At 71.8% G+C, this 26,057-nt stretch carries 21 protein-coding genes and 1 pseudogene; 9 read left to right on the top strand and 13 right to left on the bottom strand.

Features of this window, described 5'->3' with window-relative positions; translation table 11 throughout:
• The coding region (locus tag NCI01_RS21110) for a molybdopterin oxidoreductase family protein (protein WP_254183464.1) at positions 1–1,204 on the top strand (1,204 nt) is incomplete at its 5' end.
• Positions 1,204–1,668, top strand: coding sequence for a hypothetical protein (locus NCI01_RS21105; RefSeq protein WP_254183463.1), 465 nt, complete (start codon positions 1,204–1,206; stop codon positions 1,666–1,668). The genes NCI01_RS21110 and NCI01_RS21105, both read left to right, overlap by 1 nt.
• Before the next feature lie 65 nt (positions 1,669–1,733).
• On the opposite strand, the gene NCI01_RS21100 is transcribed toward NCI01_RS21105, so the two are convergent.
• Positions 1,734–2,012, bottom strand: coding sequence for a hypothetical protein (locus NCI01_RS21100; RefSeq protein ID WP_254183462.1), 279 nt, complete (start codon positions 2,010–2,012; stop codon positions 1,734–1,736).
• A 320-nt stretch (positions 2,013–2,332) separates the two neighbouring features.
• Between NCI01_RS21100 and NCI01_RS21095 the strand changes: the two genes are divergently transcribed.
• On the top strand, positions 2,333–2,749 hold the full coding sequence (locus NCI01_RS21095) for a hypothetical protein (RefSeq protein WP_254183461.1): 417 nt from the start codon (positions 2,333–2,335) through the stop codon (positions 2,747–2,749).
• 64 nt (positions 2,750–2,813) lie between these two features.
• A complete protein-coding gene (locus NCI01_RS21090; protein ID WP_254183460.1) occupies positions 2,814–3,287 on the top strand; it encodes a hypothetical protein in 474 nt (157 codons plus the stop codon).
• Positions 3,288–3,442: 155 nt separating this feature from the next.
• On the opposite strand, the gene NCI01_RS21085 is transcribed toward NCI01_RS21090, so the two are convergent.
• Complete coding sequence (locus NCI01_RS21085; RefSeq protein ID WP_254183459.1) at positions 3,443–3,604, bottom strand: hypothetical protein; 162 nt, start codon at positions 3,602–3,604, stop codon at positions 3,443–3,445.
• Between the two features lie 138 nt (positions 3,605–3,742).
• Positions 3,743–4,336 carry a TetR/AcrR family transcriptional regulator gene (locus tag NCI01_RS21080; protein ID WP_254183458.1) on the bottom strand — a complete coding sequence of 198 codons (594 nt, stop codon included), beginning with the start codon at positions 4,334–4,336 and terminating at the stop codon, positions 3,743–3,745.
• A gap of 94 nt (positions 4,337–4,430) precedes the next feature.
• Here NCI01_RS21080 and NCI01_RS21075 point away from each other — a divergent pair, with 94 nt between their 5' ends.
• Genes NCI01_RS21075 through bla form a run of 3 tightly spaced genes read left to right on the top strand, consistent with a single transcriptional unit; the run spans position 4,431 to position 7,050 of the window.
• Complete coding sequence (locus tag NCI01_RS21075) at positions 4,431–5,384, top strand: CPBP family intramembrane glutamic endopeptidase (protein ID WP_254183457.1); 954 nt, start codon at positions 4,431–4,433, stop codon at positions 5,382–5,384.
• Positions 5,381–6,031 (top strand): hypothetical protein, encoded by a 651-nt coding sequence (locus NCI01_RS21070; RefSeq protein ID WP_254183456.1) that lies wholly within the window; start codon positions 5,381–5,383, stop codon positions 6,029–6,031. The genes NCI01_RS21075 and NCI01_RS21070 overlap by 4 nt, the downstream gene beginning before the upstream one ends.
• Positions 6,032–6,090: 59 nt before the next feature.
• Complete coding sequence (gene bla / locus NCI01_RS21065; RefSeq protein ID WP_302182414.1) at positions 6,091–7,050, top strand: class A beta-lactamase; 960 nt, start codon at positions 6,091–6,093, stop codon at positions 7,048–7,050.
• Between the two features lie 23 nt (positions 7,051–7,073).
• Here bla and NCI01_RS21060 read toward each other — a convergent pair whose 3' ends face one another.
• Together NCI01_RS21060 and NCI01_RS21055 are read right to left on the bottom strand one after the other, a co-directional pair.
• Positions 7,074–7,967: a PAS domain-containing protein gene (locus NCI01_RS21060; RefSeq protein ID WP_254183454.1), complete on the bottom strand. Its 894-nt coding sequence runs from the start codon at positions 7,965–7,967 to the stop codon at positions 7,074–7,076.
• Positions 7,968–8,059: 92 nt separating this feature from the next.
• Complete coding sequence (locus tag NCI01_RS21055; RefSeq protein ID WP_254183453.1) at positions 8,060–8,647, bottom strand: TetR/AcrR family transcriptional regulator; 588 nt, start codon at positions 8,645–8,647, stop codon at positions 8,060–8,062.
• 94 nt (positions 8,648–8,741) lie between these two features.
• On the opposite strand from NCI01_RS21055, the gene NCI01_RS21050 reads away from it, so the two are divergent.
• Positions 8,742–9,647 (top strand): alpha/beta hydrolase family protein, encoded by a 906-nt coding sequence (locus NCI01_RS21050; protein WP_254183452.1) that lies wholly within the window; start codon positions 8,742–8,744, stop codon positions 9,645–9,647.
• Positions 9,648–9,672: 25 nt separating this feature from the next.
• Here the strand turns inward: NCI01_RS21050 and NCI01_RS21045 are convergent, their stop codons facing one another.
• On the bottom strand, positions 9,673–11,001 hold the full coding sequence (locus NCI01_RS21045) for a wax ester/triacylglycerol synthase domain-containing protein (RefSeq protein WP_254183451.1): 1,329 nt from the start codon (positions 10,999–11,001) through the stop codon (positions 9,673–9,675).
• A 159-nt stretch (positions 11,002–11,160) separates the two neighbouring features.
• On the opposite strand from NCI01_RS21045, the gene NCI01_RS21040 reads away from it, so the two are divergent.
• Positions 11,161–11,424, top strand: a complete 264-nt coding sequence (locus NCI01_RS21040) for a GlsB/YeaQ/YmgE family stress response membrane protein (protein WP_254183450.1) — start codon at positions 11,161–11,163, stop codon at positions 11,422–11,424.
• Positions 11,425–11,465: 41 nt separating this feature from the next.
• Here NCI01_RS21040 and NCI01_RS21035 read toward each other — a convergent pair.
• From NCI01_RS21035 to NCI01_RS21005, 7 genes and pseudogenes are all read right to left on the bottom strand, one after another.
• Positions 11,466–12,373, bottom strand: a pseudogene (locus tag NCI01_RS21035) (formylglycine-generating enzyme family protein).
• A 34-nt stretch (positions 12,374–12,407) separates the two neighbouring features.
• On the bottom strand, positions 12,408–13,070 hold the full coding sequence (locus tag NCI01_RS21030; RefSeq protein ID WP_254183449.1) for a sulfatase-like hydrolase/transferase: 663 nt from the start codon (positions 13,068–13,070) through the stop codon (positions 12,408–12,410).
• Complete coding sequence (locus NCI01_RS21025) at positions 13,067–13,825, bottom strand: sulfatase-like hydrolase/transferase (RefSeq protein ID WP_254183448.1); 759 nt, start codon at positions 13,823–13,825, stop codon at positions 13,067–13,069. Before NCI01_RS21025 ends, NCI01_RS21030 begins: the two co-directional genes overlap by 4 nt.
• A gap of 115 nt (positions 13,826–13,940) precedes the next feature.
• On the bottom strand, positions 13,941–15,749 hold the full coding sequence (locus NCI01_RS21020; protein WP_254183447.1) for a histidine kinase N-terminal 7TM domain-containing protein: 1,809 nt from the start codon (positions 15,747–15,749) through the stop codon (positions 13,941–13,943).
• Between the two features lie 137 nt (positions 15,750–15,886).
• The gene (locus NCI01_RS21015) at positions 15,887–17,704 is read right to left on the bottom strand and encodes an efflux permease Rv1217c-related protein (RefSeq protein WP_254183446.1); all 1,818 of its coding nucleotides are present in this window, start codon (positions 17,702–17,704) and stop codon (positions 15,887–15,889) included.
• Positions 17,701–18,636 carry an ABC transporter ATP-binding protein gene (locus tag NCI01_RS21010; RefSeq protein ID WP_254183445.1) on the bottom strand — a complete coding sequence of 312 codons (936 nt, stop codon included), beginning with the start codon at positions 18,634–18,636 and terminating at the stop codon, positions 17,701–17,703. Before NCI01_RS21010 ends, NCI01_RS21015 begins: the two co-directional genes overlap by 4 nt.
• Before the next feature lie 355 nt (positions 18,637–18,991).
• Positions 18,992–25,570, bottom strand: a complete 6,579-nt coding sequence (locus tag NCI01_RS21005; protein WP_254183444.1) for a ThuA domain-containing protein — start codon at positions 25,568–25,570, stop codon at positions 18,992–18,994.
• Between the last annotated feature and the right edge of the window lie 487 nt (positions 25,571–26,057).

Genomic DNA, 26,057 nt, shown 5'->3' with positions numbered 1-26,057 from the left:
CAACCCGGCCGTCTCGATGCCGGAGTCGGCACGGATACGGCGGATCCTGGGAGGCGACCAGTGCTTCGTCATCGTCCAGGACCTCTTCCTCACCGAGACCGCCGAGCTCGCCGACGTCGTCCTCCCGGCGGCGGGGTGGAGCGAGAAGACCGGCTGCTACACCAACGTCAACCGCACCGTCCACCTGTCCGAGAAGGCCGTCGACCCGCCGGGCGAGGCACGCAGCGACCTCGACATCTTCCTGATGTACGCCGACGCGATGGGTTTCACCAACAACTCCGGGCAGCCGCTCATCCGATGGCGCACCCCGGAGGAGGTCTTCGACGCGTGGGCCGCGGTCACCGCCGGGCGGCCGGTCGACTACACGGGCCTGTCGTACGACAAGCTGCGCGGGCCCAGCGGTGTCCCGTGGCCGGTCAACGAGGAGCATCCCGACGGCACCGACCGGCTCTACGCCGACGGCGTGTTCCCCACCGACACCGACGACTGCGAGACCTTCGGCCACGACCTCGCCACCGGCGGCACCGTGACCGAGACCGAGCACCGGGCGATGAACCCCGCGGGCCGCGCCTTCCTCAAGGGCGCGCCGTACACACCGGCGCACGAGGAGCCGTCCGAGGACCACCCGCTGCTCTACACGACCGGTCGCACGGTCTACCAGTTCCACACCCGCACCAAGACCGGCCGCTCGGGCGACCTCAACCGCGCGGCGCCCGACGCATGGGTCGAGCTCTCCGCCGCGGACGCCGACGCAAGAGGGATCGAGGAGGGCGACTGGGTGCGCGTGGCGTCCCCCCGGGGCTCGATCGAGGTGCGTGCCCGGGTCGGAAACGTCATGGACGGCGCCGTGTTCGCGCCGTTTCACTACGGCCACTGGGAGCCCGACGCCGACCTCGGCGCAGGCCACGACGACGCCAACCGCAGGCTGGCCAACGAGCTCACCATGACCGTGTGGGACCCCGTCTCCAAGCAGCCCACCTTCAAGACCGCCGCCTGCCAGGTGACCCGGCTCCGCGCCGGCGACGGACCGTCTCCCGCGCCGACGACCACGGCGTCCGCTCCGGACACCGACCGGCCGCCCCCGCCGCCGCAGCGCCGGCCTCGGCCCACGCAGGGCGGAGGTCCGACCACCAGCACCGAGCTGACGCACACCCCCGCCTACCCGCTCGACCCCGCGCAGTCATCGATGGAGGGAGAGACCTGATGCCGCACCTGACGACGTACATCGGTCTGGCCGACCACAGCGAGAAGACCCTCGCCGAGTCGTTCCGCGCCGTCGCCGAGGGCCACGCGCACGTCGCCGACGTCTTCCACACCTGTCAGATGCTCGCCGAGTGGTCGGAGGACAACCGCTTGGCGCTCGCCCCGATCATCGACCGCTACGGCGAGGCCGACGACGTCGACGAGCCCGAGCGGCTCCACGCGGCCGGGCTGGCCGAGGCCAGGGAGGGCGAGATCGGGCTGCTGCGCGACCTCCAGGACCTGCACGTGCTCGCGTCGCTGGTGCAGACGACGTGGACCGTCATCGCCCAAGGGGCGCAGGGCCTGCGTGACCGCGACCTCCTCGACGTCGCCCACCGCGCCAACGACCAGACCTCTCGCCAGCTGACCTGGCTCAACACCCGGATGAAGACGGCTGCACCGCAAGCGCTCATCGTCGCGCCCTGAGCCGGGCAGCTCGCCCGCGTCGCCCCGTCGCCGGGGCGCGCGGGCTCGTGACGGTCGGGAACGCGTCAGGCGGCGCGCACGACGAACTGCAGGCGGTCGTGCTCGTCGGTGCGGACGTCCAGGACGCTGTCGTTGAACCGCACGGCGGCGATGGGCCCGAGGAACACCCGCGCGCCGTCGTCGTCGATGACCAGGTCCGTCTCCTCGGGCAGGGTCACCCGCCTGACGGCGAACGTGGGTCGGTCGGCATGGCGACAGATGCGCAGACCCGGCGCGTGCCAGGGCACGGTCGACCTGGAGAGGGCAGCAACCGCTTCGTGGGCCTTGTCAGTGAGCGTGAGCATGGATGACTCGACTCCTTCTGTTGGCTACCCCTCCACCATGACGCCCCCTTCGGCGGAGACAACCGGCCTCACGCTCACGCCGTTATCAAGCGTCGCCAGATGGTTATCGCGCCGTGACCTCCACGCGTGGCGGCGTGGCCCGCGACCGCGCCGGACCCTGCTGCGACCGCCGCGGACGCTGCGGGCAGGCCGTCGTGTCGCCGACTTCTCACCGTCGCCCTGCTACAGGTGGAAGCATGCCTCGGACACGAACCAACGAACACACACCCACCCGCGCGGCCCAGCGCCGGAGGCCGGGTCGGGGTCGACCATGGTCCGTCGTGCTGGTGGTGACCGCGTGCCTGGTGCTCGCCGGCGCCCTGTCGTCGTGCGGCCAGGAGGACGCGCGAGGTGACACCGCGTCCCTGAGCGAGCGAGCCGAGAACGACGTCCCGCTCAACCCGCCGACCCTGCGGTTCCACGTGTCCGAGGACGGTGAGGTGGACGCTTCGCCCGATCGTGAGGCCGAGGCCGGGGAGGCTGTCGCGATCGTGCTCGAGAACGAGTCCGACGTCAGCTATGAGCTGCGCCTGTTGGATCCCGAGGGGGACGACGTCTTCGCCGTGGACGCGACGGCGGGAGGGCGCGGAGACGGGCGCGCGATGCCCCGCGAGGTGGGTACCCACGTCGTCGAGGTGTACCCCCGCGACGAACCGGGAGCGTCCGTGGAGTTCCCGGTCGAGGTGTCGGAGAACTGACCGGCGTGCGGTGGCCACCCGGGACGGCACCTCGCCCGATCCCAGCTGCTGGAGGGACGTACCGATGACCCGACGGATCCTGCTCGTCACCAGCCTCCTCCTGGGCCCGGTCCTGCTGTCCGGATGCTCTGACGCAGCCTCGGACGCGGCGCCGGGTGCGGTCGCGATCGGCACCAACGCTCGTACGGAGCAGCTCGATGCCTTCGGCTTCGCGATCGTCGTCGACGGCGAAGGGCAGGGTCGGGTCGTCGGCACGCTGCTCAACACCGAGCGGAAGCCCCATGCAGTGACGGGTGCCGCCATCAAGAGCGACGGAGCGCCCGTCCGCGCCGCCGTGCTGGCTGATGTCATCCGGCTGCCACCCCGGACGCCGGTCGACCTGCTCGAGGCGCCACTGGTGTCCGTGCCTGCGGGCGACCTGTCGGTGGGCTCCTTCGTCGAGCTGACGCTGGACGTCACCGACGGTGAGCTCGTGGAGATGCTGGTCCCCGTCGAGGCGAGGAGCGGCCCCTACGCCGACGTCGACGTGCTCGGTTGAAACGGACTGGCAGAGACCGCCGCTGCCGTCGACGTCCACCTTGACGAGGCGCTGCGGCGCGAGCTGCTCGAGCTGGTCCCCGAGCGCGACATCGCCGGCCACCGCGACTTCGCCCCGGTCCCTGCCGGAGCTGACCGGTGCCCTGACGTGCCGGGTCAGGTCCTCGACCGGACGACCCAGGCTCGGGCCTCGTGGAGGGCCGCCCAGGTGGCCTCGCCGATGACGGGTGTGGCACCGAAGACCCGCACCGGGGGTTGGACGGTCACCGGGACGGCGCGAGCCAGCAGGTCGGCCATGTCCGGGTCGAGCCCGGACACGTAGAGGCGACCGTCTGCCTCGCCGATCTGCTCCGCATAGGTGGCCAGGACGCGGAAGAAGGTGGCGCCCAGCGAGGTCCGGCCGCGCAGGAGTCACGCGCGACGGCGTGGCCATGTCGCGGCCGGAGGGAGCCATCCTCAGTCGACGGTGACGGCCGACACGGCGATCCTGAGGGTGTCGAGCTCGTAGGTGAGCCGGGCCTGGGCTCCCGGGAGCGCGCGCTCGAGGGCGAGCCCGTTGACGACCGTGAGCAGGAACCGAGCCTGCTGCTCGACGTCACCCGTCGCCAGCGCCCCCTCCTCGCGGAGCGCGGTGAGCCAGCGGACGAGTCGTTGCACGGCGAGCCGCTCGAGTGCGTGGAACGTGTGCTCCGACTCGGGGTCCGGAGGGGACGCGACGTAGGCACGGTGGAGCGAGCTGACGTAGTCGCGGGCCTGCTCCCCCGCCCCGACCTCGGCGAGGACGGCCTGGAGACACCTCACCAGCCGGTCGGACGGGCTCGACGCGACGTCGTCCATCGGGTCGTCGGGGACGTCGAGCGCGTGCAACCCGGCGACCACCGTGTCGATGAGCTCCCGCTGGGTCGGGAAGAAGTGCCTCAGGGAGCCGACGCTCACCCCGGCGCGCGCGGCCACCGCTCGGACGCTCAGCCGCGCCGTCGGGTCCTCCCCCAGCATCGTCGCCGCAGCGATCAGGATCTTGTCCCTGGTGGTCGGTGCGGCTTCAGCCACCGGTCAGCACCTCCTCTCCGGATTAACACACTGTGCTAGCGTCAGCGTAGCGTTAGTACAGCGTACTAATCTGACGAGACGTGAGGGGAACACGATGACGACCACCCAGCAGCCCTCCGGGCAGCCATGGCTCCTGCGGGAGGACCTGCCCTCGCCCTCGCGGGGAGTCCCGGCCGGGGTGGAGTACCACCGGGTCCTCGCCGGCGAGAGGCGCCGGATCCCCCGGGGCCTGCTCACGATCGTGCTGCTGCTGGTGGGCTTCGTCGCCTTCTCGGTCGTCTTCATCGAGGCGGCGAAGGTGATCGACCGGGAGGTCCTGGGGCGCGACGAGTCGTTCACGCCGCTGCGGCACGTCGCCGGGTCGCTGTCGCTCGCCCTGCTCATCCCCTACTCGATGCTGCTGCAGCGCGTCCTGTACGGCGTCTCGCCCGGGTCGCTGCACTCGGTCACCGGACGTTTCCGCTTCGACGTCCTCGGCAGGACGTTGGTGCTCTTCGGACCCCTCGTCCTGGTGGCGGTGGGGATCAGCGCCACCCAGGGCGGAACGACGACGACGTGGACACAGGCGGACCTCATCGTCATGTTCCTCAGCGGGCTCCTCGTCAGCCCGCTCGCAGCAGCGGGCGAGGAGTACGGGTTCCGGGGACTGATGTTCCGGGTCGTGGGCGGATGGGCACGCAGCGCCCGCGCCGGGCTCGTGGCGGGCGTCGTCGTGACGACGGTGCTCTTCTCCCTCATGCACGGAACGCTCGACCCCTACCTGCTGACCTCCTACCTGGTCCTGTTCGGATCGATGGCGATCGTGACCTGGCGCACCGGCGGCCTCGAGGTCGCCGTCGTCCTGCACAGCGTCTACAACCTGGCGCTCCTGCTCGCCACCACCCTCCACCTCGACGTCGGCGGCGAGCTCGAGAGCCGCGCGACAGCCGTCGGGTCACCCGTGAGCCTGGTTCCCAGCGCCGCGATCATCCTCGCCACCGGGGTCGTGTGGCTCATGACGCGCACGAGCGGACCCGCACGGACGCTCCCCCGGGGTGACGAGCGGTGAACGAGAGCTGGAACGACCGACGCCTGACCAGGCGCGCGCGGCCGGGCGACGGTCGACCGCTCACCCCCTTCCGGTGGTGGCAGCTGTTCCGGCGCTCGGTGCTCTCGATCTCGCTCGAGCACGCAGGCACGCCGGTCGTGCACACGGTCGAGGTCAGGCACGGGGGCGACAGCAACGGCGTGGTGCGAGCCGGCCTCTACCTCGACGGCGTCCTTCGCTTCGAGTCCAGGCTCCCGGCCAGGTTCCTGGTCGAGGGAGGTCACATCGAGGTCCGCAAGAGCCCCGGTGGCATGCGACGGTGCCACTTCGTCGCCCATGACGGGACAACACGTGCGCTCGTCCCCGACCCGAGGTCGGCCGAGGGGCGTCGCATGCGGTTCGCGCGCGACCACCCCCGCTCGAGCGCGATCATCGGAGCCGCGTCGATCGTGCTGCTGGTCGTCGGCATCGGACTCGGCGCGTTGCAGGCGGCCGGGCCCGTCTCGGAGATCCCCCCGATCGCAGCGACGCTCGGCACCTTCCAGTCACCCGTGCGGCTCCCGGCCTGGCTCAACCTGTGCCTCGGGATCGGCGCGTCGGCCGCAGCGGTCGAACGTGCCCTGCGGATGCAGTACCACTGGCTGCTCGACAGCGGCGCGGGCACGTGAGCCCATCCGAGCCTCTGATATCCACGACAGCGAATCCACGCCGAGAGGAAACCATCGACATGTCGCACATCGACCTCCGCGCCCGCGCCGGGAGCGCCTCCGCGGCGCTCTCCTGCCTCGCCGTCATCGGCGTTGTCACGGGTTGCGCGCCGACACGGACGGAGACCGAACCCGCGGGAGGAGCGGACTCTCCGCGGGCGGCGACGGCCCCGGCTCAGGCGCCCGCCGCGCTCCTCCGGTCACGGCTCGCGGCACTCGAGAAGCGTCGGGACGCCCGCCTGGGCCTGGTGGCGATCGACACCGGCACCGGCGAGACGGTCGGCCACCGCGCCGACGAACGGTTCGCGATGGCCTCCACCGTGAAGGTGCCGCTCGCCGCCACGGTGCTCGACCGGCTGTCGGCCCGCGACCTCGAGCGGCGACTGTTCTGGTCCGAAGCCGACCTCGTGCCCTACTCCCCCATCACCGAGATGTTCGTCGAGGACGGCATGACCGTTCGCCAGCTCATCGACGCCGCGCTCACCCTCAGCGACAACACCGCCACCAACGTACTCTTCGACCTCGTCGGCGGCCCCGGCGCCGTCGACCGACGTCTCGCCGAGCTGGGTGACACCGTCACCTCGGTCGACCGGGTCGAGCCCGACCTCAACGACTGGGAGCCCGGGGAGGTCCGCGACACCAGCACGCCGCGAGCGCTCGCGAGCACCGTGCAGGAGCTGGCACTCGGCGAGGCGCTCGACCGTGCCGACCGACGGCTCCTCAACGACGAGCTCGGCGACAGCGTCACGGGAGCGGGCCTGGTCAGGGCAGGCGTGCCGGACTCGTGGCAGGTCGGCGACAAGAGCGGCAGCGCGTCCTACGGCGTCCGCAACAACGTCGCCGTGGTGCACCCTCCCGGCCGGGCGCCCTGGGTCGTCGTCGTGCTGACGTCGCACGACTCCGCGGACGCCGACACCGACGACGAGCTCGTCGCGCAGGCCACGAGGCTGGTGGTCGAGCACTGGTCCGACCGGCCCTGAGGGGGTGGGCGCGACCGCCGCCGCTACGGCCTGACCACGTCGCGGAGCGTCTCCATCGCTCGCCCCACGGCGTCGCGGGCGACATCGATGCGGGCGGCGATGGGCGGTGCCGCTCGCGTCAGGGCACGGTCCAGCTCGAGTGCGGCCGCGAACAGGTCCTGGAGCACCTGGGAGTGGACCGCTTCGAGGAGGCGCTCCCGCTCCTCGATGCGGGCGAGGCGCTCGCTGCGCCGGATGTTGCAGACCCGGCTCGGCGACTCGGGGCTGGAGTAGAGGTCTGTCACGGCGACCTCCACCCACGACCAGGCGCCGTCCGTGCGGACCCGGAGCTCGCCGACGCGCTCGGCCCGCGTCGGGTCGGCTTCCAGCAGCTCGTCGAACGACTGCCGGTCGTCCGGATGGATGCGGTCGGCCAGGGGCGCGCCCACGACCGCGTCGACCGGCCAGCCGAAGAGGTTCGCGACGGCCGGACTGGCGTAGCTCACCACGTGGTGCTCGTCGACGAGGACCGCGGCGTCACTGGAGCGCTCCATCAGGTGCCGGACGGCGTCGCCGAGGTTGAGCGAGGCGCCGACGATGCCGATCAGCTCCCCGTCGCGGTAGACGCCGCTGTCGGTCACCAGGGCGTGCAGGATCTCGCCGCCACGGCGCCGGACCGGGAACCCGCCGGACCAGGCACGCCCCTCCCGCAGCGCAGCCATGATCTCCGCCGCCACCCGTTGGGACACCTCCGGCACCGTCACCTCCGCGATGTCACGCCCCACGGCCTCCTCGGCGGGCCAGCCGTAGAGCTGCTCGGCTGCTTCGTTCCAGAACGTCACGGTCCCCTGGGGGTCCGTCGCGATCACCGCGTGCCCCACCGCGCCCAACAGCTCGTCGGCGGACGGTCGGACGTCACGCGCCTCGGCCTTCTCCATCGCTCCAGCGTGCGCCCCCGGGCACCCCACGGTCATGGGGCGAAAGACCCGGACAGGGCGGGCGTCAGCCCGACCCGGGTGACCCAGATGGACTAGGTCGCCGGCTCGGAGCGACCGTCCGTCAGCCGGCACCCAGCGAGCAGCCGGACCACCATGGCCTTGGCGTCATCGCGCTCGTAGCCCGGCCCCAGGATGCAGAGGTTGCCCACGGCCCGCATGAGGGCGTACGCCGTCACGCTCGGGTCGAGCTCGTCCGCCGCGACGGCCGCGTCCACCAGCACCCCGCAGGCCGGGACCAGCTTGTCGAGCATGAGGGAGTGCAGGCTCTGGAAGCCGGCGTCGTCGGACTGCAGGGCCACCCCGAGGCCGTGCTTGGTCACGAGGAACTCCACGAAGGCGCCGATCCACTCCTCGAGGGCCCGTCCCGGCTCGGACGCGTCCTCCAGCTCGTCGGCGAGGGCGACGCACGCGTCGATCTGGTGTCGGTAGACGGCGATGACGAGCTCGGCCCGGTCCGGGAAGTGGCGGTAGACCGTGCCGACGCCCACGCCGGCGCGCGCCGCGATGTCGCGGATGGGGGCCTGCACCCCGCGCTCCACGAACACCTCGGCCGCGGCGGTCAGGAGCGCCTCACGGGTGCGTCGGGCACCGGCCTCGCGAGCTCCGACCTCTGGTGACACGGCTCTCCTTGTTTCGCGGAACAATGTTCCGCTACAGTGGCGGAACGACGTTCCGTCAAGTATGCGGCACGTCATCCCCGAACAGGAAGCCGACATGCCCACTCCAGCACAGCAGCAGACCGTCGCGGTCAAGCCGATCGCCGTACCCTTCGACGAGCGCGACGTGGTCCTCCAGGTGAAGGTGACCGCGCCCAGGCAGGGTGCCGACCTGCCCGTCATCGTCTTCTCGCACGGCAACGCGTGGTCGATGGACGGCTACGAGCCGCTCGTCGACCGGTGGGCGGCCGCAGGGTTCGTGGTCGTCCAGCCCACCCACCTCGACTCGCGCCGCAACGGGATCGGGTTCGACGACCCACGGTTCGGCTCGATCTGGCACGTCCGGATCACCGACCTCCACGCAGTCCTCGATCACCTGCCCCACGTCGCCGACGAGGCCGGCCTCGCCGAGCGCGTCGACCTGTCGCGGGTGGCGCTGGTGGGCCACTCGTGGGGCGCCCAGACGGTCGGGGCGCTCCTCGGCGCGCGCGTCCTCGACTCCGCAGGCCAGGCCGGGGAGGACTTCTCGCGCACCGACGTCTCCGCCGGCGTCCTCGTCGCCGCGACCGGGACCGGCGACTCCCTGACGCCCTTCGCCCAGGAGCACCTGCCGTTCATGAGGCCGGACTACAGCACCATGACGATCCCAGCCCTCGTCATCGCCGGCGACGAGGACCAGTCGCAGATGTCGACGCGCGGACCGGACTGGTTCCTCGACGCCTACGACCTCAGCCCCGCGCCCAAGGACCTGGTGGTCGTCCCGGGCGGGGAGCACACGCTCGGCGGGATCGCCGGGGAGGCCGTGGCCGAGACCACCGACACCGACCCCGGCCGCGTCGAGCTCGTCGCCGACGCCGTCAGCGCGTACCTCCTCGGGGCGCTCGATGTCGACACCGACGCGTGGGCCGAGTTCGGCGACGCGGCCACGGCCGGACGCCTGGCGGCGGTCTGGGCGAAGCGCTGAGGATCCCCCGCGGTGAAGCCGACGGTCACGGCAGCTCGGGGGCGTGCCCGACCGGGTCCCGTCGTGGTCGGCCCTGCTCCGGGACGAGGACGGACCGCCACGCCTCGCCGACCTTCGAGGCGAGGAAGTCCACGTCGGGCGTGCTGGTCGCGTCGGCCGTGATGCCGAACGCGAGGCGGTCGCAGTAGCTCAGCACCGCGAACCCGAGCCGCACCCGGTCCGCGATCGGCACGACCGGGAGCAGGGACCGGACCGGGCGGTCGAGGCACGACAGCGGCGTCCGAGGCCCTGGCACGTTGGTCGTCACCGTCGAGATCTGCTGCTGCGGCAGGCGCAGCCCCCACCGCAGGCCGCGGTCCAGCACGGGGAACGGCACGAGGCGCGCCAGCGCCTGCAGCACCACGCCGGCCTCGGGCTCGTGGGCCCGCCGCAGGGCGGCGACGCGCTCGTGGACCTGCAGCACGCGCTCCACCGGGTCGTCGTGCTCGACCGGGAGCATCGACAGCATCAGCGTCACCTCGTTGCCGGGCAGGCCGGCGGTGCCGGGTGCTCGTGACGACACCGGCAGCAGGGTGCGGAGGGCGTGCGGGTGGGGCTCACGCCCGCGCTCGAGCAGCAGCGCGCGCAGTCCGCCGCTGATCGCCGCGAGCACGAGGTCGTTGACGGTGACGCCGAGCTCGCGCCGGACGTCCGCGGTCTCGGCGATGCCGACCTCCGTCCACGCGTAGCGCCGGGTCCCGTCGAGGTGCCCGAGCAGGCCCTCACGCGCCACCGGCAGCACCGCGGTGCCGAGCGTGAGGGCACCGCGGACCGCCGCCACGATGCTCCCCCGGGTGACGCCCGGTGCCGCTCGGGGCGGCGTCGGCGGCGGCTCGGTCTCGGGGGCCTCCGAGTCGAACACCATGCGGTAGAGACCGGTGCCGGACACACCGTCGGCCAGCGTGTGGTGCACGCGGGAGAGCACGCCCCAGCGGCCGTCGGACAGGCCGCGGACCAGGGTCACGTCCCAGAGCGGTCGCTCGCGATCCATCCGCTGCGCCATGACCTCGGCCATGAGCGCCGCCACCTCCGCCCGGCCGCCCGGCGCCCGCACCCGCCGCACCGTGACGTGGTGGCGGAGGTCGAGGTCGGGCGCGGCCTGCCACGAGGGAGCCCGCAGCCCGAACCTCCCGGGCACGACCCGCTGCTGGTAGCGCGGGACCGCCGGCAACCGCGAGGCGACGACCCTGCGGACCTCGTCGACACGCGGCGGAGGCCCGTCGAGCACCGCCAGCGAGCCGATGACGAGGCAGGCCGCCGGGTCGGCGACCTCGGCGGCGAGGAACGCGTAGGACAGCGGCGTCAGGCGTTCCATGGTGACCTCCTCACGGTGACCAGTCTGGTCCTCATGCCGGCCCGGGGCCGGGGCCACCGGTCCCCCGTCGACCGTGACCTCCGGCCCTTTCCGTCCCGTCCGGAGCACCACACCTGCGAGATCACACAGTGGGCCCCCACGAAGCACTACGCTCCATCCATGTTGATCCTCGCCATCATCGTGTTCGGCTTGCTGGCCGGCGGTCTGGCGCAGCTGGTGCTCGGCCGGTCGATGCGCGACGTGAACTGGACGATCGCCATCGTGACCGGCCTGGTCGGCTCCTTCGTGGGCGGTCTGCTGGTGAGCCTGCTCGCCGGAGACGGTCTCGAGCTGCGCCCCAGCGGCCTGATCGGCTCCTTCGTCGGGGCGCTGCTGCTCACCCTCGCCTGGGGTTGGTGGGACAAGCGCCGCGGCGCCGCCTGACCGCGCCGCCACGGGGGCAATGACTTCGTAGGGCAGGGCGGTCAGCCGCTCGCGTCCGCGCCGGTCGCGGGACGTCGTACGCAGCGGAACCCGATGTGGCTCGTGCCGGTGTCGACCGGCTGCGGCCGGCGTGCCGCCGGACGGTAGCGCAGGCAGTAGGTGTCGGCGCACAGGTGCGAGCCGCCCTTGACGACCTTCCGGCCCACGCGGAACTGCGGCTGTGCCGGGTCGTAGCTGGCCTCCAGGTCGCCGCCGCGCGGGTCCTCCGGCGCGCAGCAGGTCGAGCCGGCGCCGTCGGGGTGCCGGTCGGTCCACCAGTCGTCCGTCCACTCCCAGACGTTGCCGGCCATGTCGTAGAGGCCGTAGCCGTTGGGCGGGAAGCTGCCCACCGGGGCCGTGCGCAGGAAGCCGCTCTCCCCCGTGCTGCGCCACGGGAAGTCCGGGCCGTCCCAGGTGTTGGCCATGATCCTGCCGCCCGGTCGCACCTCGTCACCCCAGGTGTACGTCGCCCCCTCGAGGCCGCCGCGCGCGGCGTACTCCCACTCCGCCTCGGTGGGGAGCGCGGCACCGGCCCACGCGGCGTAGGCGCGTGCGTCGGCGTGGGCGACGTGGACCACCGGATGGTCCTCGAGGCCGTCGATCGAGCTCTTCGGGCCGGGGGGTGACGCCAGCTGGCGCCGGGCTTCCACCGCCACCACTGGCTGAGGTGTCGCAGGTCGACCGGACCCCGGGTGGGGGTGAAGACCATGGACCCGGGGACGAGGTTCTCGAGCCGCGCGCCGGGGTAGTCGGCCGGGTCGAGCGGCTGCTCAGCGACGGTGACGTGACCGGTGTCTGCGACGAACGCCGCGAACTCCGCGTTGGTGACCGCTGTCGCCTCGATCGAGAAGGGGCCGACCCTGACCCGATGGGTCGGCGCCTCCTCCGGGTAGTGCTCGTCCGAACCCATCGTGAAGAACCCGCCCCCGAGGTCGACGGCCATGTCAGCTGCTGCCGATGCCGCTCTGCAGCCTGGCCAGCACCTTGTCGACGCTGAAGCTGGGCGGCTCCTGGCGCGCCGGGAACTCGGCCAGCACGGCGACCATGCGCGCGACGTACATCTGTGCCGGCACGATCAGGAACGCGTGGTCCAGCAGCCAGTCGTAGTAGGTGTTGGACGTGATGTCGGCCCGCTCATAGGGGTCGGTGCGCAGGTTGAACACCTTGGGTACCCGCAGTTGGGTGTAGGGCTCGGCCCAGACCTGCAGCGTCCCCGGGGCTCGTTGCTCGAGGAAGACGAGCTTCCAGTTGTCGAACCGCATGGCGGTCAGGTCGCCGTCGTCGGAGACGTAGAAGAAGTGCTGCCGGGGGCTCGCGTCCACCTTGCCGGTCAGGTAGTCGAGCTGGTCGTGACCGTCGAGGTGGACCTTGTAGGTCCGGCCGTCGAGCTCGGTCCCGCCCCTGAGCCGCTCCGCCACGTCGGGGTCCCCGGCGGCGGCGAGCAGCGTGACGAACCAGTCGCTGTGGCTGACGATGCCGTTGAGCACCCGGCCCGCAGGGATCCGGCCGGGCCACCGCACCACCGCCGGCACCCGGTAGGCGCCCTCCCAGCAGGAGTTCTTCTCGTTGCGGAAGGGGGTCATCCCGGCGTCCGGCCAGGAGTTCATGTGCGCCCGTTGTCCGTGGAGTACATGACGATGGTGTCCTGGGCCAGCCCGTTGTCGTCGAGGAAGTCGAGCACCTCGCCGACCAGGTCGTCGTGGTCGCACATCGTGTCGTGGTACTCCGACTGCCACCGACCCGCGCGCCCCCGGCTCCCGTCCTTGACGTGGGTGCGGAAGTGCATGTGGGTGGTGTTGAGCCAGACGAAGAAGGGCTTGTCGGCGTCCGCGGCCTCCGACATGAAGCGCAGGGCCTCCGGCACGACCTCGTCGTCGACGGTCTTCATCCGCTCCTTGGTGAGCGGTCCCGTGTCCTCGACCCGCTGGCCGCCCTCGCCGTCGGCCCAGCAGTGCACGACGCCGCGCGGGCCGAAGCGCTCGCGGAACCCCGGGAAGTCCTCCTCGGTGGGGTAGTCCGGCAGCTCGGGCTCTTCCTCCGCGTTGAGGTGGTAGAGGTTGCCGAAGAACTCGTCGAAGCCGTGCATCGTGGGCAGGAACTCGTCGCGGTCGCCCAGGTGGTTCTTGCCGAACTGACCGGTCGCGTAGCCGAGGTCCTTCAACGCCGTCGCGATCGTCGGGTCCTCCGGGCGGATCCCGGTGTCGGCCCCGGGGGAGCCGACCTTGGTCAGGCCCGTGCGGTAGGGGTTCTGGCCGGTGATGAACGCGGCCCGCCCGGCGGTGCAGCTCTGCTCCCCGTAGTAGTCGGTGAAGCGGACGCCCTCGTCGGCGATGCGGTCGATGTGAGGTGTCCGGTAGCCCATCAACCCGTCGCTTTAGCAGCTCAGGTTGCTGAGCCCGATGTCGTCTCCCCAGATGACGAGGATGTTGGGCCGGTCCGCCATGTGCCAACGCTCGCGACGGACGTCCCGGGTGGCTTCACCTGATCCGGGTGACGTTGCGGGTCGAGGCGTCGTACCTGATCACCAGCAACGCCAGGTCGTCGACGAGCTGGTCGCCGTGGAAGGCGCGGACCCCGTCGAGCACCGCCCCCGCCAAGCCGTCCGCGGAGAGGTCTCGATGGGCGCGCAGCAGCTCGGCGGTCCGCTCGGAGCCGAACTGGTCCCGGCCGCGTCGTGCCTCCACCAGTCCGTCGGTGAAGACGCACAACACCTCGCCCGGGGCGAGCTCGACCTCGGCGTCGTGCAGCTCGGGGTCGTCGAACAGCGCGAGGGCGGTGCCGAGCGTCCCGACCTCCTCGACCTCGCCGTCCGTCCGCAGCACGAGCGGCATGTGGTGGCCGGCGAGGGACAGGGTGATGCGGAGCGGTGCGGAGGGGTCGTCGTCCCCGCGGGGAGGCCGCAGCTGGCCGTGCACGAGCGTGCAGTGCCGCTCGGACTCCGTCTGCGCCTGCAGCACGGCGTTGACCTCGCGCAGGGTCGCCGCGGGCGTCAGCCCGGGACGCGCGAGGGCACGCAGCGTGTATCGGGTGGCGGCGCTGACGGCGGCCGCCTCCGCGCCCTTGCCGCTGACGTCGCCGAGCACGAAGGCCCACGACTGCTCGTCCAGCGCGAAGACGTCGAGGAAGTCGCCGCCGATCTCGCCGCCGTCCCCGGCCGGGACGTAGCGGCTGGCGAGCTCGCACCCCGGGACGTCGGGCAGCCTCGTCGGCACCATGCTGGCCTGCAGGGTCGCCGCGACCCGCGACCGGTCGTCCAGCACCTGCTGCAGTCGCTGCTGGTCGCGGACCCGCTGGGTCACCTCGCGGAGCACGACCAGCTCTCCGGCCATCCGCCCGGAGATGTCGGTGAGCGGCTGCTGGCTGACGTCGAAGGTCCGCCGGTTGCCACTGGCGACGTCCACCAGCTCGAGGCCGCCGGGTCCGACCTCGGCGACCCCGGAGGTGTCCAGCAGGTCGCCCACCCGCCTGCCGACCAGCTCGCCCCGCGGCCTGCCCGAGAGCGCGACGGCGGCGGGGTTGACGTCGACGATGCGCTCGAACGCGTCGATGACGAACACGGCGTCGACCATGCTCTCGACGACCGCGCTGCGGGCCAGCGGGGCCAGGTCGACGAGGCGCTCCTCGAACAACCCCCACACGAGCAACCCGCCGGTGACGGTGAACGCGAAGGGGGTCAGGTCGATCCGGGCGAACCAGCCGACCTCCAGGTTGTGCAGGATGTTGGCCGCCCACGGGAGCAGCGCCGACGACAGCAGCACCATGGCCATCCGGCGGTAGGTCCGCGCCAGGCGCACCATGCTGGCGACGAAGAGCACCGTCGCGCCGACGAGCAGCAGGTTGTTGTAGGCGAAGATCGCCCAGAACGCCGGCCCCGTCTCGACGATCGGCAGCTCCTCGGCGCGGGCCGTCGCCGGGTAGTAACGAACGAGGTCGTGCGTGGCCGGGACCGCCAGGACCGTCAACGCGACGACCGGGGGCACGGCGAGCAGCGTCACCAGCCGGCGCGTGACCAGCTGGCCCCGGCCGGTGTACTGCAGCACGAAGACCATCCAGGCCGGGGCGAGCGTGACGATGCCGACGTACTTGAGGTCGCCCCACCAGCTCTTCACCGCGACCTCATCGACGGTGAGCTCCACGGCGTACGCCGTCCCCCACCACGCGACGGCGACGAGCATCACCGCCAGGCTCCAGCCCATATGCGTGCCCCGGCGCCAGGCGACGTAGGCGGCCAGCGCGGCGAGCACCAGTCCGGCGCCGGCCATGAGGGTGGCGAGCAGGGTCAGCACCCGGGGTCCTCCGCGATCGTGCTCCTCCACGCGAGGTCGCGTGGCCGGACCTCAACGCTAACCGGGGGGGCGCGCCGCGTCCGGCGAACCGGCCGATCTGCCCCCTTTGGGTGACGCGCCGGCCGGCTCGCTCCCGCTCATCCGTCGACGTACAGCTCCTGGCGGAGGGGCTCGCGCCCCGACGGCCGGGGAGCGGCGCCGGACTCGGCCCGTCTCCTGAGCCCGGCCAGCATCCCCGTGGACATCACGAAGTCGGCGGGGACGATGGTCAGGACGTAGTGCGCGGCCAACCACCACGGACGCACGCGACCGCGCACCCTGAGGTGGACCCGGGTCCCGGTGCCCGGCACCACGGTCAGGTGGACGGTCCACGTCCACGTGATCCGTGCGCCGTGCTTCTCCGCCCATCCGGGAGGCAGGTGCGTCTGCGACCTCAGCACGAGGAGGTGGGGCCGGTCGACGCGTGCCACGCGGAAGAAGGCCGTGCCGGGCGCGCCGTCGGGGATGACGTCGCCGACGCGCAGGTCCCGCACCAGGAGCGGGTCCAGGTGGTCGAGGCTGGCCCAGTTGTCGGGGAACAGCAGCCGGTCCACCCAGTGCGGGGTGTAGTAGCCACCCAGGTGCCAGCCCATCTGGGTCAGCCAGGGCCAGACGTCCTCGGGCCGCGCCCGGATGGTGGCGCCGTGGTCCATCACCATCTGCGGGCGCCGGACCAGCTCGTCGCCGGGCAGGTCGGCGGCGCGCTCGCGTGCGAGGAGCGCGTACGCCGCCAGCCAGCGCAAGCGCGAGACCGCGGTGGCGAGCACCGGCTCGAGGCTGCCCTGGGCCTCGTCGTGGTGGAGCCGGAGCACCAGCGTGACGACGTAGATCACCACAGCCATCGCAGCGATCTGCATCATCGAGGCCCAGTAGGCGCCGACGAGGTCGACGTCGCCCCCGAACGAGGCGTACCACTCGGTCGCCGCGCCCTGGAGGTCCTGGATGCGATCGCTGAGCGCCCCGAAGATCAGCCCGAAGCCGACCAGGAACGCGGCCCACCCGAGCAGCGTGCCCCGCTGGAGCCGCCAGACCAGGCCCGTCGGGCTGAGCAGCTCCCGTCTCGCGTGGGCAGCACCTCGGCGCTCGGGCCACATGCCCCGCCCGACGTCGCGCCGGTCGATGAGCACGAGCGCCGTCGCGACGAGGATGGCGGTCAGGGCCGCAGCCAGGGCCACCGGCCACCACAGGTCGTCGGCGAACGGCCGCACCTGCTGCCCCCAGCCGATCGGGGACAGCCACGCGGGCCAGGCGCTGGTCACGCGGAGCGCGGCGGAGTCGACGCTGCCGAGCATGTTGCCCAACGCGGCGAGCGCGAACGACGCGCCGAGGGTCGCCCCGGCGAGGCCGGTCGCTCCGCGCGTGGTCGAGACCAGCTGGGAGGTCACCGCCGCGACGCCGCTGAAGGCGACCCCCACGAGGGCGATCGACGCACCTCCCGCCATCGACCCCGGGACGGGCTGGCCACTCGCGACCAGGGCGAGGCCCAACGCCAGGGACAGGACGACGTTGGCGGCGAGGGCCACGACGACGGCCGCGGCGAGCGAGGCGTACCGGCCGACCACACCGGCCGCGAGCACCTCCTGGCGGCCCAGCTCCTCGGCCTGGCGGGTGTGCCGGACCACGGCCAGCACGCTCATCATGGCCGCGAGCACGGCGAGCGTCAGGGCGTCGCGGTGCAGGGCGTAGGCGCCGACGCTCGCACCGGTCGCGAGGCCGAGCACGCGCATGCCCGGGTTCTCCACGACGATCCGGGTGTCGGGCTCGAGGAGCTCGGGGTGCGTGGCGTAGCTGTCGTCGAACATCGCCGTGGTGGCCGCGAGGAAGCCGGCCATGCCCAGGATCCACGCCGGCAGGAGGAATCGGTCGCGACGCAGGGCCAGCCGCACCAGACGGACCGTCCCGGTGAACCCGCTCATCGTGGCACCGCCTCGGCGTCGCCGCGGCCGTCGGCCCCACTGAGGTCGTCGCCGTAGTGACGCATGAACAGCTCCTCCAGGGTGGGCGGCGAGGTGGTCATCGACCGCACGCCCAGGGCGACCAGGCGCTGGAGCACGTGGTTGAGCTCGCTGGGGTCGACGCTGAACTCGGCGTGGCCGTCGCGGGCGTGCGCGTCGTGCACGCCCGCCCATCCGGCGACCGACCCGAGCGGCTCGACCGTGTCGACGACCACGGACGTCCGGGTCAGGTGGCGGAGCTCGTCGAACGTGCCCGTCTCGGCCGCCCGCCCCGCGCGGATGATCGTGACGCGGTCGCACAGCGCCTCCACCTCCGACAGGATGTGGCTCGACAGCAGGATGCTCCGCCCGGCGGCGCGCAGCTGCTGGACGACGTCCTGGAACACCGCCTCCATCAGCGGGTCCAGCCCGGAGGTGGGCTCGTCGAGGAGGTAGAGCTCGACGTCCGACGAGAACGCCGCCACCAGGGCGACCTTCTGCCGGTTGCCCTTGGAGTAGGCGCGGACCCTCTTGGTCGGGTCGAGCTGGAAGCGGTCCAGCAGGTCCGAGCGGCGGGCGGGGTCGAGCCCACCGCGCAGGTCGCCCAGCAGGTCGATCACCTCGCCGCCGGTCAGGTTGGGCCAGAGGTTCACCTCCCCCGGCACGTAGGCCAGCCGCCGGTGCAGCGCCACCGCGTCGCGCCACGGGTCGCCGCCGAGCAGGGCGACGTGGCCGGCGTCGGCGCGCAGCATCCCGAGCAGGACCCGGATCGTCGTGGTCTTGCCCGCCCCGTTGGGCCCCAGGAAGCCGTGCACCTCCCCCGCCTCGACGGTCAGGTCGAGACCGTCGAGGGCCCTGGTCCCCTGGCCGAAGTCCTTCACCAGTCCGCTCACCTCGATGGCGCTCACCGGCATCACTCCTCTGCGGTCGCACGACAGCCCAGACCTCCACCAGACCCCATCCCGGCCGGTGTCGGCAGGGCCGAACGCCACCTCGCACCCGGCCGTGCCGCCCCACCCGGTCAGGTCCTCTGGTCGGGTCCTCGGACCCGTCGCGCGGCCAGCCCGACGGCGATGGCGGCCTGACGTCATGGCAGCAGGGCGCCCGGACGACCGCGCGCCATGACCCTGTCGACGTACGTCATGGCTGGCGGCCGCTGGCACGACCGTCCGCCATGACCTCCGGGGCGAGGCCCGGGAACGACGTACGCCGCGCCGGCCGCCGGGTCTCCCCCGGCGGCCGGCGCGGCGTGTGGAGCGGTCCGCTGGGTCAGCGGACGGTGAACCTCCACTTCTCGACCGTGCGGTTGCCGAGCGCGTCCTCCGCGACGAGGCGCACGGTGTAGCGACCGGGCGACAGGGCGCGCTTGGGCGTCCACGACATCCGGTCCTTGCGGGCGTCGTAGCGCACGCCCCGGACCCGGTCCCCGCCGACGAACAGCTTCAGGTCACCGGAGCGGACCGCGGACAGCCCGTCCGTGACGACCGCGGCGACCTTCGGCGTACGGTCGCGGCTCGTGCCCTTCGGCGTCAGCTTCCGGACGCGCGGTCCGGTGCGGTCCACCGTCCAGGTCGCCGTGGCCGGCGTGGCGTCGGTGCCGCCGGCACCCACGGCGCGGACCCGCACCTCGTGCTCCCCGGCGTCGAGGTCCCGGTAGACCTTGGGCGAGGTGCAGGCCTGCCAGGCGGCGCCGTCGAGCGAGCACTCGAACGACGCTCCCGCCGCGCCCGGGCCGGTGGCCGCGAACCGGATGTTGGCGGTCTTGGCCCTCGTGACGTCACGCGGCGAGCCCGTGATCGTCGTGTCCGGGATGCCCGGGGCCGGCGGCTCGACGTCCTTCTTGGTCGTCGTGACGGTCACCGTGCCGGTGTCGGAGTCGGTCCCGTCGGTGACGACGTAGTCGAACGAGTCGGTGCCGGTGTGGCCGGCGTCCGGGGTGTAGGTGACCGTGCCGTCAGCGGCCGCCACGGCCGTGCCGTGCGCAGGATCGGTCACCGAGGCCACGGACAGCTCGTCACCCTCGTCGGCGTCGGTGTCGTTGGCCAGCACCTTGACGTCGACGGCCGTGCCCTGGGGCGTGGTCGCGGTGTCGTCGACGGCCTTCGGCGCCGAGTTGACCGGCTCGACCGGGTCCTCGCCGTCGACCAGGAAGGCGTCGAAGGACACCTCGTCACCCTCCTGCAGCACTCCCGCGGCGAAGACGCCGAAGCGTGGCGCGACCATCTCGTTGTCGACCGGCCTGGGGAGGTCCTCCCAGGTCTCACCGCCGTCGAAGGAGGCCTCACCGGCATAGCTCGTCCCGGTCTTGGTGAGCCGGAACCTCATGTCGGTCAGGTCGGTGCCGGCGGGGATCGGCAGCTCGGGCTGCGGGTTGGTCCCGACGATCACGTTGTCGACCTCGGAGCGCAGCTCGACCCGGTTGGGTGCGGGCTTGTCCTGGTCGGAGATGACGACGAGCTTCACGTAGTTGGCGTCGTCGGCGTAGGCCATCAGGCCGGCCTGGCTGTAGCCCCCGTCGAGCTTCGAGACGTCGGCGTGGGTCTCCAGGGTCCAGTCGTCACCGGCGTGGTCGGCCGACTGCAGGACGAGGTTGGACTTGCCCGTGCCGCCCAGGTAGATCTCACCCGGCGTCGTGGTCAGGAACAGGCGCCCGTCCGCCACCCGGTACTTCGTCGGGTCCGCGGCCACGATCGCGTTCCACCGGCACGTGTCGAGACTGCCGCCCTCGAACGTGTCGTCCGGTGTCTCGAGCCCGCAGTCCTCGGTCACCGTCACCGTGACGGTGCCCGTGTCGCTGCCACCGTTGCCGTCGACGACGGTGTAGTCGAAGGTGTCGGTGCCGACGAACCCGGCGTCCGGCACGTAGCGGACGGTGCCGTTGTCGTTGACCGTTGCCGCTCCGTCGCCGGGAGCGGTGACCGCCTCGACGGCGAGGGTGTCGCCGTCGGGGTCGGTGTCGCCGTCCAGGACGGGGATGGTGACGGCCTTGCCCGCCGTGGTGACGGCGGTGTCGTCGTCGGCGACGGGCGGGCGGTTGGCCGCCTCGGCCGGCGTGACCCTGAAGTAGTCGAACGTCGCCGTCCGGTCGGGCTGCTGGACCCCGAGCGCGAACAGGCCGAAGTCCATGTCGGCCGTCGGGTTGGGCACGGTGCCGATGACCTGCCAGTCACCTCCGTCGAACGCGGCCTCGCCGAGATAGCTGGTGCCGGTCTTGGTCAGGCGGAGCCGGTAGGACGTGACGTTGGCCGGCGCGGCCAGCTCGGGCTGCGGGTTGAGGATCGCGGCGCCGGACTCCGAGCGGAGCTCGATCCGGTTGATCCGGCCCGCGTTGACGTCGGAGATCGGGTCGAGCTTGACGTAGTTGTCGTCGTCGCCGTAGATGATCAGCCCGCCCTGTGCGTAGCCGTCGGTGAACGTCGTCGACATCCGCGTCTCGATCGAGTAGTCCTCGGTCGTGTTGGCGTCGGACTGCAGGATGAGGTTCCTCGTGCCGGACGCGTCGGAGTCCTGGTAGAGGTCGCCCGTGGTGGCGTTGATGGTCAGGGCACCGTCCGCCACGTCGTACAGCGAGGCGTCCTCGCGCACGATGGCGTTCCAGCGGCACTCGTCCAGCCCGTTGCCTTCGAACTCGTCGGTCGGGTCGGTGGCCCCGCTGGTGCCGTCGGGCTCGAACCGGATCCAGTCGAACGTCGCCGTCGGCGAGGACGCCGCGCCGCCCGAGACCGCGGTCGGGCCGATCTTGGGCTCGGCGAACGTGCTCAGCGGAGCCGGCCGGCCGACCGACGAGAACGTCTCGCCGTCGGCGGAGTAGGCCGCCCGCAGGTCGGTGCCGTCCGAGATGAGACGCACGTAGTAGGTCGACGGGAAGCCTGCCGGGACTCCGCCCAGCTTGTCCGCGGCGTCGTTGCGCGGGTTGCCCTGCGCCTCGTAGATGAACTCGACGTCGCGGATGCCGCCGGCCGAGATGAGGTGGACCGAGGCCCAGTTCTCGTCGTCGGAGTAGAGCCGCAGCCCCGCCTGGTGGTAGTTCTCGGTCACCTCGGCGGTGATCTTGGCGGTCACCTCCCACGCGCCGTCGGGAGCCTGCTGGACGATGATGTCCTCGGCGTTGCCGCCGACGCCGTAGAGGCTGCCGCTGTTGATCGGCAGCTGGAGGCCGCCGTTCTCGACGCTCCACTCGCCGCTGTCGCGGATGACGTCCCACTTGCCGTCCAGCGACGTGCCGTCGAACTCGTCGGACTGCTGGGCGCCGCAGGAGTTGAGGACCCGGATCGGCACCGTGGAGGAGCCGGTGGCGCCCGAGGGGTCGGTCGCGGTCAGGCGGGCGTTGTAGGTGCCCGGCTCGGTGTAGGTGTACTCGGCGTCGAGGGTGGTGGCGGTGTCGCCGTCACCGGGGACGCCGAAGTCCCACTTGTAGGTCAGCTCGTCGCCGTCGTAGTCCGACGCCGTGCCGGTGAAGTCCACGGTCAGCGGGGCCGTGCCCTGTCGCGGCGTGCCCTCGGCGCCCACCTGGGGCCGCGAGTTGACCGAGACGCCCTTGCCGGCGGCGTCGAAGAAGTTGACGTTGAACAGGCCGGTGGCCGAGGGGTTGTCGTTGGTGAACACGAGGAACAGCTCGTGCGATCCCTCCTGCGCCGACGCTGCGATGTCCATGTCGACGAACTGCCACTGCTGCCAGCCGCCGGTCACGGGTACGTCGACCGAGCCGGCCAGCGGTCCGGTGGGGCTGTCGAGCCGGGCCTCGATGGTGCCGCCGGCTCCGGCGGAGGCGACCCGGAAGCGCAGCTTCGGCACCTGGTAGAGGCTGATCGGCGCGTAGGACACGTGGTCGCCGGCGTCGATGTTGGACAGGTTGCGAGAGCCACCGAGCGGGTCGGTCGCCGCCTCGGTGGCGACGCCCTGCTGGCTGTCGAAGTGCTCGGCCTGCTTGCGCTTGGGCTGCAGGACGACCTCGTCCTCACCGGTCAGGGTGCGGACGCCGTCGGCACCCTCGTCGGTGTAGCTGGCGTTGATGACGCCGAAGATGTCGGCGGAGGCGTCGTGCCCCTCGTCCCGCACGGTCGGCAGGACGACGTCGCAGCCGGTGCGCGAGCTGAGCGGGTGGCCGTGCGAGTCGTGGCCCAGGATGTAGTCGATCTCGACCTTCGAGCAGTCGACCTCCCCGTCCTCGGGGTCGGTCACGTTGACCTTGACCCGTACGGAGTCGCCGAACTCGAAGAACGCTCCGTTGGGCGGCAGCTCGATCTCGACGACCGGGCGGGTGTTGCCGACGGTGACCACCGCGGTGGCCACACCGGTGCGCCCGGTGCTGTCCGTGACGGTCAGGCGGGCGTCGTAGACGCCGGTCTGCGTGTAGGTGAAGGTCGGGTTGGGCTCGGTCGAGTCCACCGTGCCGTCGTTCTGGAAGTCCCACTCGTAGAGCTCGATCGCGTCACCCGCGTCGGGGTCGCTCGAGCCCTCGCTCGAGAACTCCACCTCCAGGGGCGCGGCACCCGAGTCGGGGGTGGCGCTCGCGGACGCCGAGGGTGAGCGGGCGCCCTCGTTGATGGCGTTGATCTTGTAGACCGCGGAGTTCTCGTTGCCGGTGAAGTAGCCGCCGTTGCCGTAGTCGAGGACGTAGAGCGAGCCGTCAGGGCCGAACTCCATGTCCATGGCCGCGTAGAGCGTCATGGAGTCGAAGAACGGGTCGATGCCGACCACGTCGCCCTCGGTGTCCATCGCGACGTCGCGGATCCAGCCGCGGGTCCACTCGCCGGCGAAGAAGTGGTTGTCGAAGTACTCGGGGAACTTCACGTCCGACTCGAGCTCGGGGTCGAAGTTGTAGACCGGGCCGGCCATCGGGCCCTCGCCGCCACCGCCGAACTCGTTGGTGGTGACACCGTTGTAGGTGACGTTGCCGCCGTCGTACTTGATCCAGGCGGGCTGGGCCGGCGGCAGGTTGGTCAGTCCGGTGTTGCGGGGGCTGTTGTTGACCGGTGCGGTGCAGTCGAACTTGGGACCGGTGGCGTTGGTCGCGAAGTTCCAGTCGTTGTAGGTCTCGGCCGGGGTGTTGGAGCCGGTGCAGTAGGGCCAGCCGAAGTTGCCGGCCTCGCGGATCTGGTTGAACTCCACGATGCCCCCGGGCCCACGGTTGGGGTTGGCGCCGCCGGCGTCCGGGCCGTACTCACCGAGGTAGACGTAGCCGGTGCGCTTGTCGACCGTCATCCGGAACGGGTTGCGGAAGCCCATCGCGTAGATCTCGGGGCGGGTCTTGCCCTGGCTGTCGGAGGCCTCCGGGAAGAGGTTGCCCTCCGGCACGGTGTAGTCCGCCTCGGTCGGGTCGGGGGTGATGCGCAGGACCTTGCCGCGCAGGTCGTTGGTGTTGGCCGAGCTGCGCTGGGCGTCGTAGGCCGGGTTGCGGGTGGGCCGCTCGTCGAGCGGCGCGTAGCCGTCGGAGGCGAACGGGTTGGAGTCGTCACCGGTGGACAGGTAGAGGTTGCCGTCGGCGTCGAAGTCGATGGCACCACCGGCGTGACAGCAGATGCCGCGGTCGGCCTCGACCTCCAGCAGCACCTGCTCGGTGGCCGGGTCGAGGTCGTCGTCGACCATCTTCATCCGGGTCAGGACGTTGTGGCCCTTCCACGCCTCGAACTGCTCTGCGGTGCCCTCGTTGGGCGCGTCGCCGGCGGGGGTGTCGAGCGGCGGGGCGTAGTAGAGGTAGACCCAGCCGTCCTCCTCGAAGGTCGGGCTCACCGTCAGGCTCTGCAGCCCGTCCTCGTCGTGGGAGTAGATCGGCACGTCGTAGAGGAGCGTGGTGTTGCCCTCGAGGTCGGTCAGGAAGATGCGGCCGTCGCGGGCGTTGTGCAGCACCCGGCCGTCGGGCAGCACCGAGATGCTCATCGGCTCGCCGACCTTGTCGACGCCCTTGGCGAGGGTGACCTGCTCGAAGGAGGCGTCGGTCGGCGGGGGCGGGGTGCAGGCGTCGGAGGCCTGGCCCGCGGCGTACTCGATGCCGCCGAGCAGGTGGAGTCGGAAGAGCGGCTCGGAGAAGGAGGCGTCGGTGTGGCCGCCGCCGGTGTAGAAGCTGCGACCGCCGTCGAACTCCTGGTACCAGGCGATCGGGTGGTCGTCGTCGGTGGCGTTGCCGTCGTTCTCGACGTAGGTGGACTCGTCGAGGGACGCGATGACGTTGATGTTGGGGTTGACCCGCGGGCTGTAGTCGGTGCCGCCGCCGTTGACGACCGGGTTGTCCTTGGACTGGAAGTTGTACCACTCGTCGGTGCGCTCCCAGCGGTCCGGCAGCGCGCACGAGGACGGCGTGCTCTTGTCCTCGACGTCGATGGTCGCGGTGGGCGTGCCGGCGGGGTGGCTCTGGAAGTAGGCGCCCACGAGCTCGCCGTACCAGGGCCACGTGTACTCGGTGTCGGAGGCGGCGTGGACGCCGACGTAGCCGCCACCGGCCTGGATGTAGTCCTCGAACGCGGCCTGCTGGGTGTCGTTGAGCACGTCGCTGGTGGTGGACAGCCAGACGACGGCCTCGTACTGCTCGAGGTTGGCGGCGGTGAACTGCGTGGCGTCCTCGGTGGCATCCACGTTGAAGCCGTACTGCGCGCCCAGACGCTCGATCGCGCGGATGCCCGCCCCGATCGACCCGTGCCGGAAGCCCGTCGTCTTGCTGAAGACCAGGACGTCGTACGTCGGCTCGGCGAGGGCCGCAGCACCAGCGGCGCCCGGCGTCGCGCCAGTGGCGCCCTGGGGCGTGACCGCAGTGGCGGGGGCGGCGGCCAGGCCGCCGGCGGCGACGGCCGCGGCCACCACCCCTGCGACCGATGTCCTGACCCGTGCGGCGGATGAACCGAACCTGCTCATGCTGTCCTGCCTTCTGGAGACCAAGCGGGGGTGGAGCGACGGGGGGCGGGCGCGTGGTCCGGGCATGGAGCACCGGACGTCTCCCAGGACAGGTGACGCAGGGCCACCCGTGACGTGGGTCACAGTAGGTAGCAGGATTCGACGGCGTCAATACATAAGTCCGTTGGCTTTTCCCGACGAGCGCGCAGAAGATTTCAAGCCGGTCGTCAGAAGTGGAACTGGGCGCTCAGGCTGAGGTTGGCCGGATGCCGGCCGCCACGGCGCGCTCCTCATAGCTGGGGTAGCGCGGGTCGCTGCGGAGGTCCCCGCAGACGGTGAACGCGTTGTGGGTGACCCCGTCGTAGCAGGGGCCCTCCGCATGGTCGAACTGCCAGCTGTCGAGCTCGCGCAGGTAGTCGGCGGTGAAGCCGTAGGAGCTCAGGGAGCCGTTCTCGTGACGGATGGTGATGGTCGCGTGGCTCCGCCCACCCGGGATGTGCGCACGCTG

This window comes from Nocardioides pinisoli (assembly GCF_024199985.1).
Taxonomy (GTDB): Bacteria; Actinomycetota; Actinomycetes; order Propionibacteriales; family Nocardioidaceae; genus Nocardioides; species Nocardioides pinisoli.
This window is presented reverse-complemented; position numbering and strand designations above follow the sequence as displayed.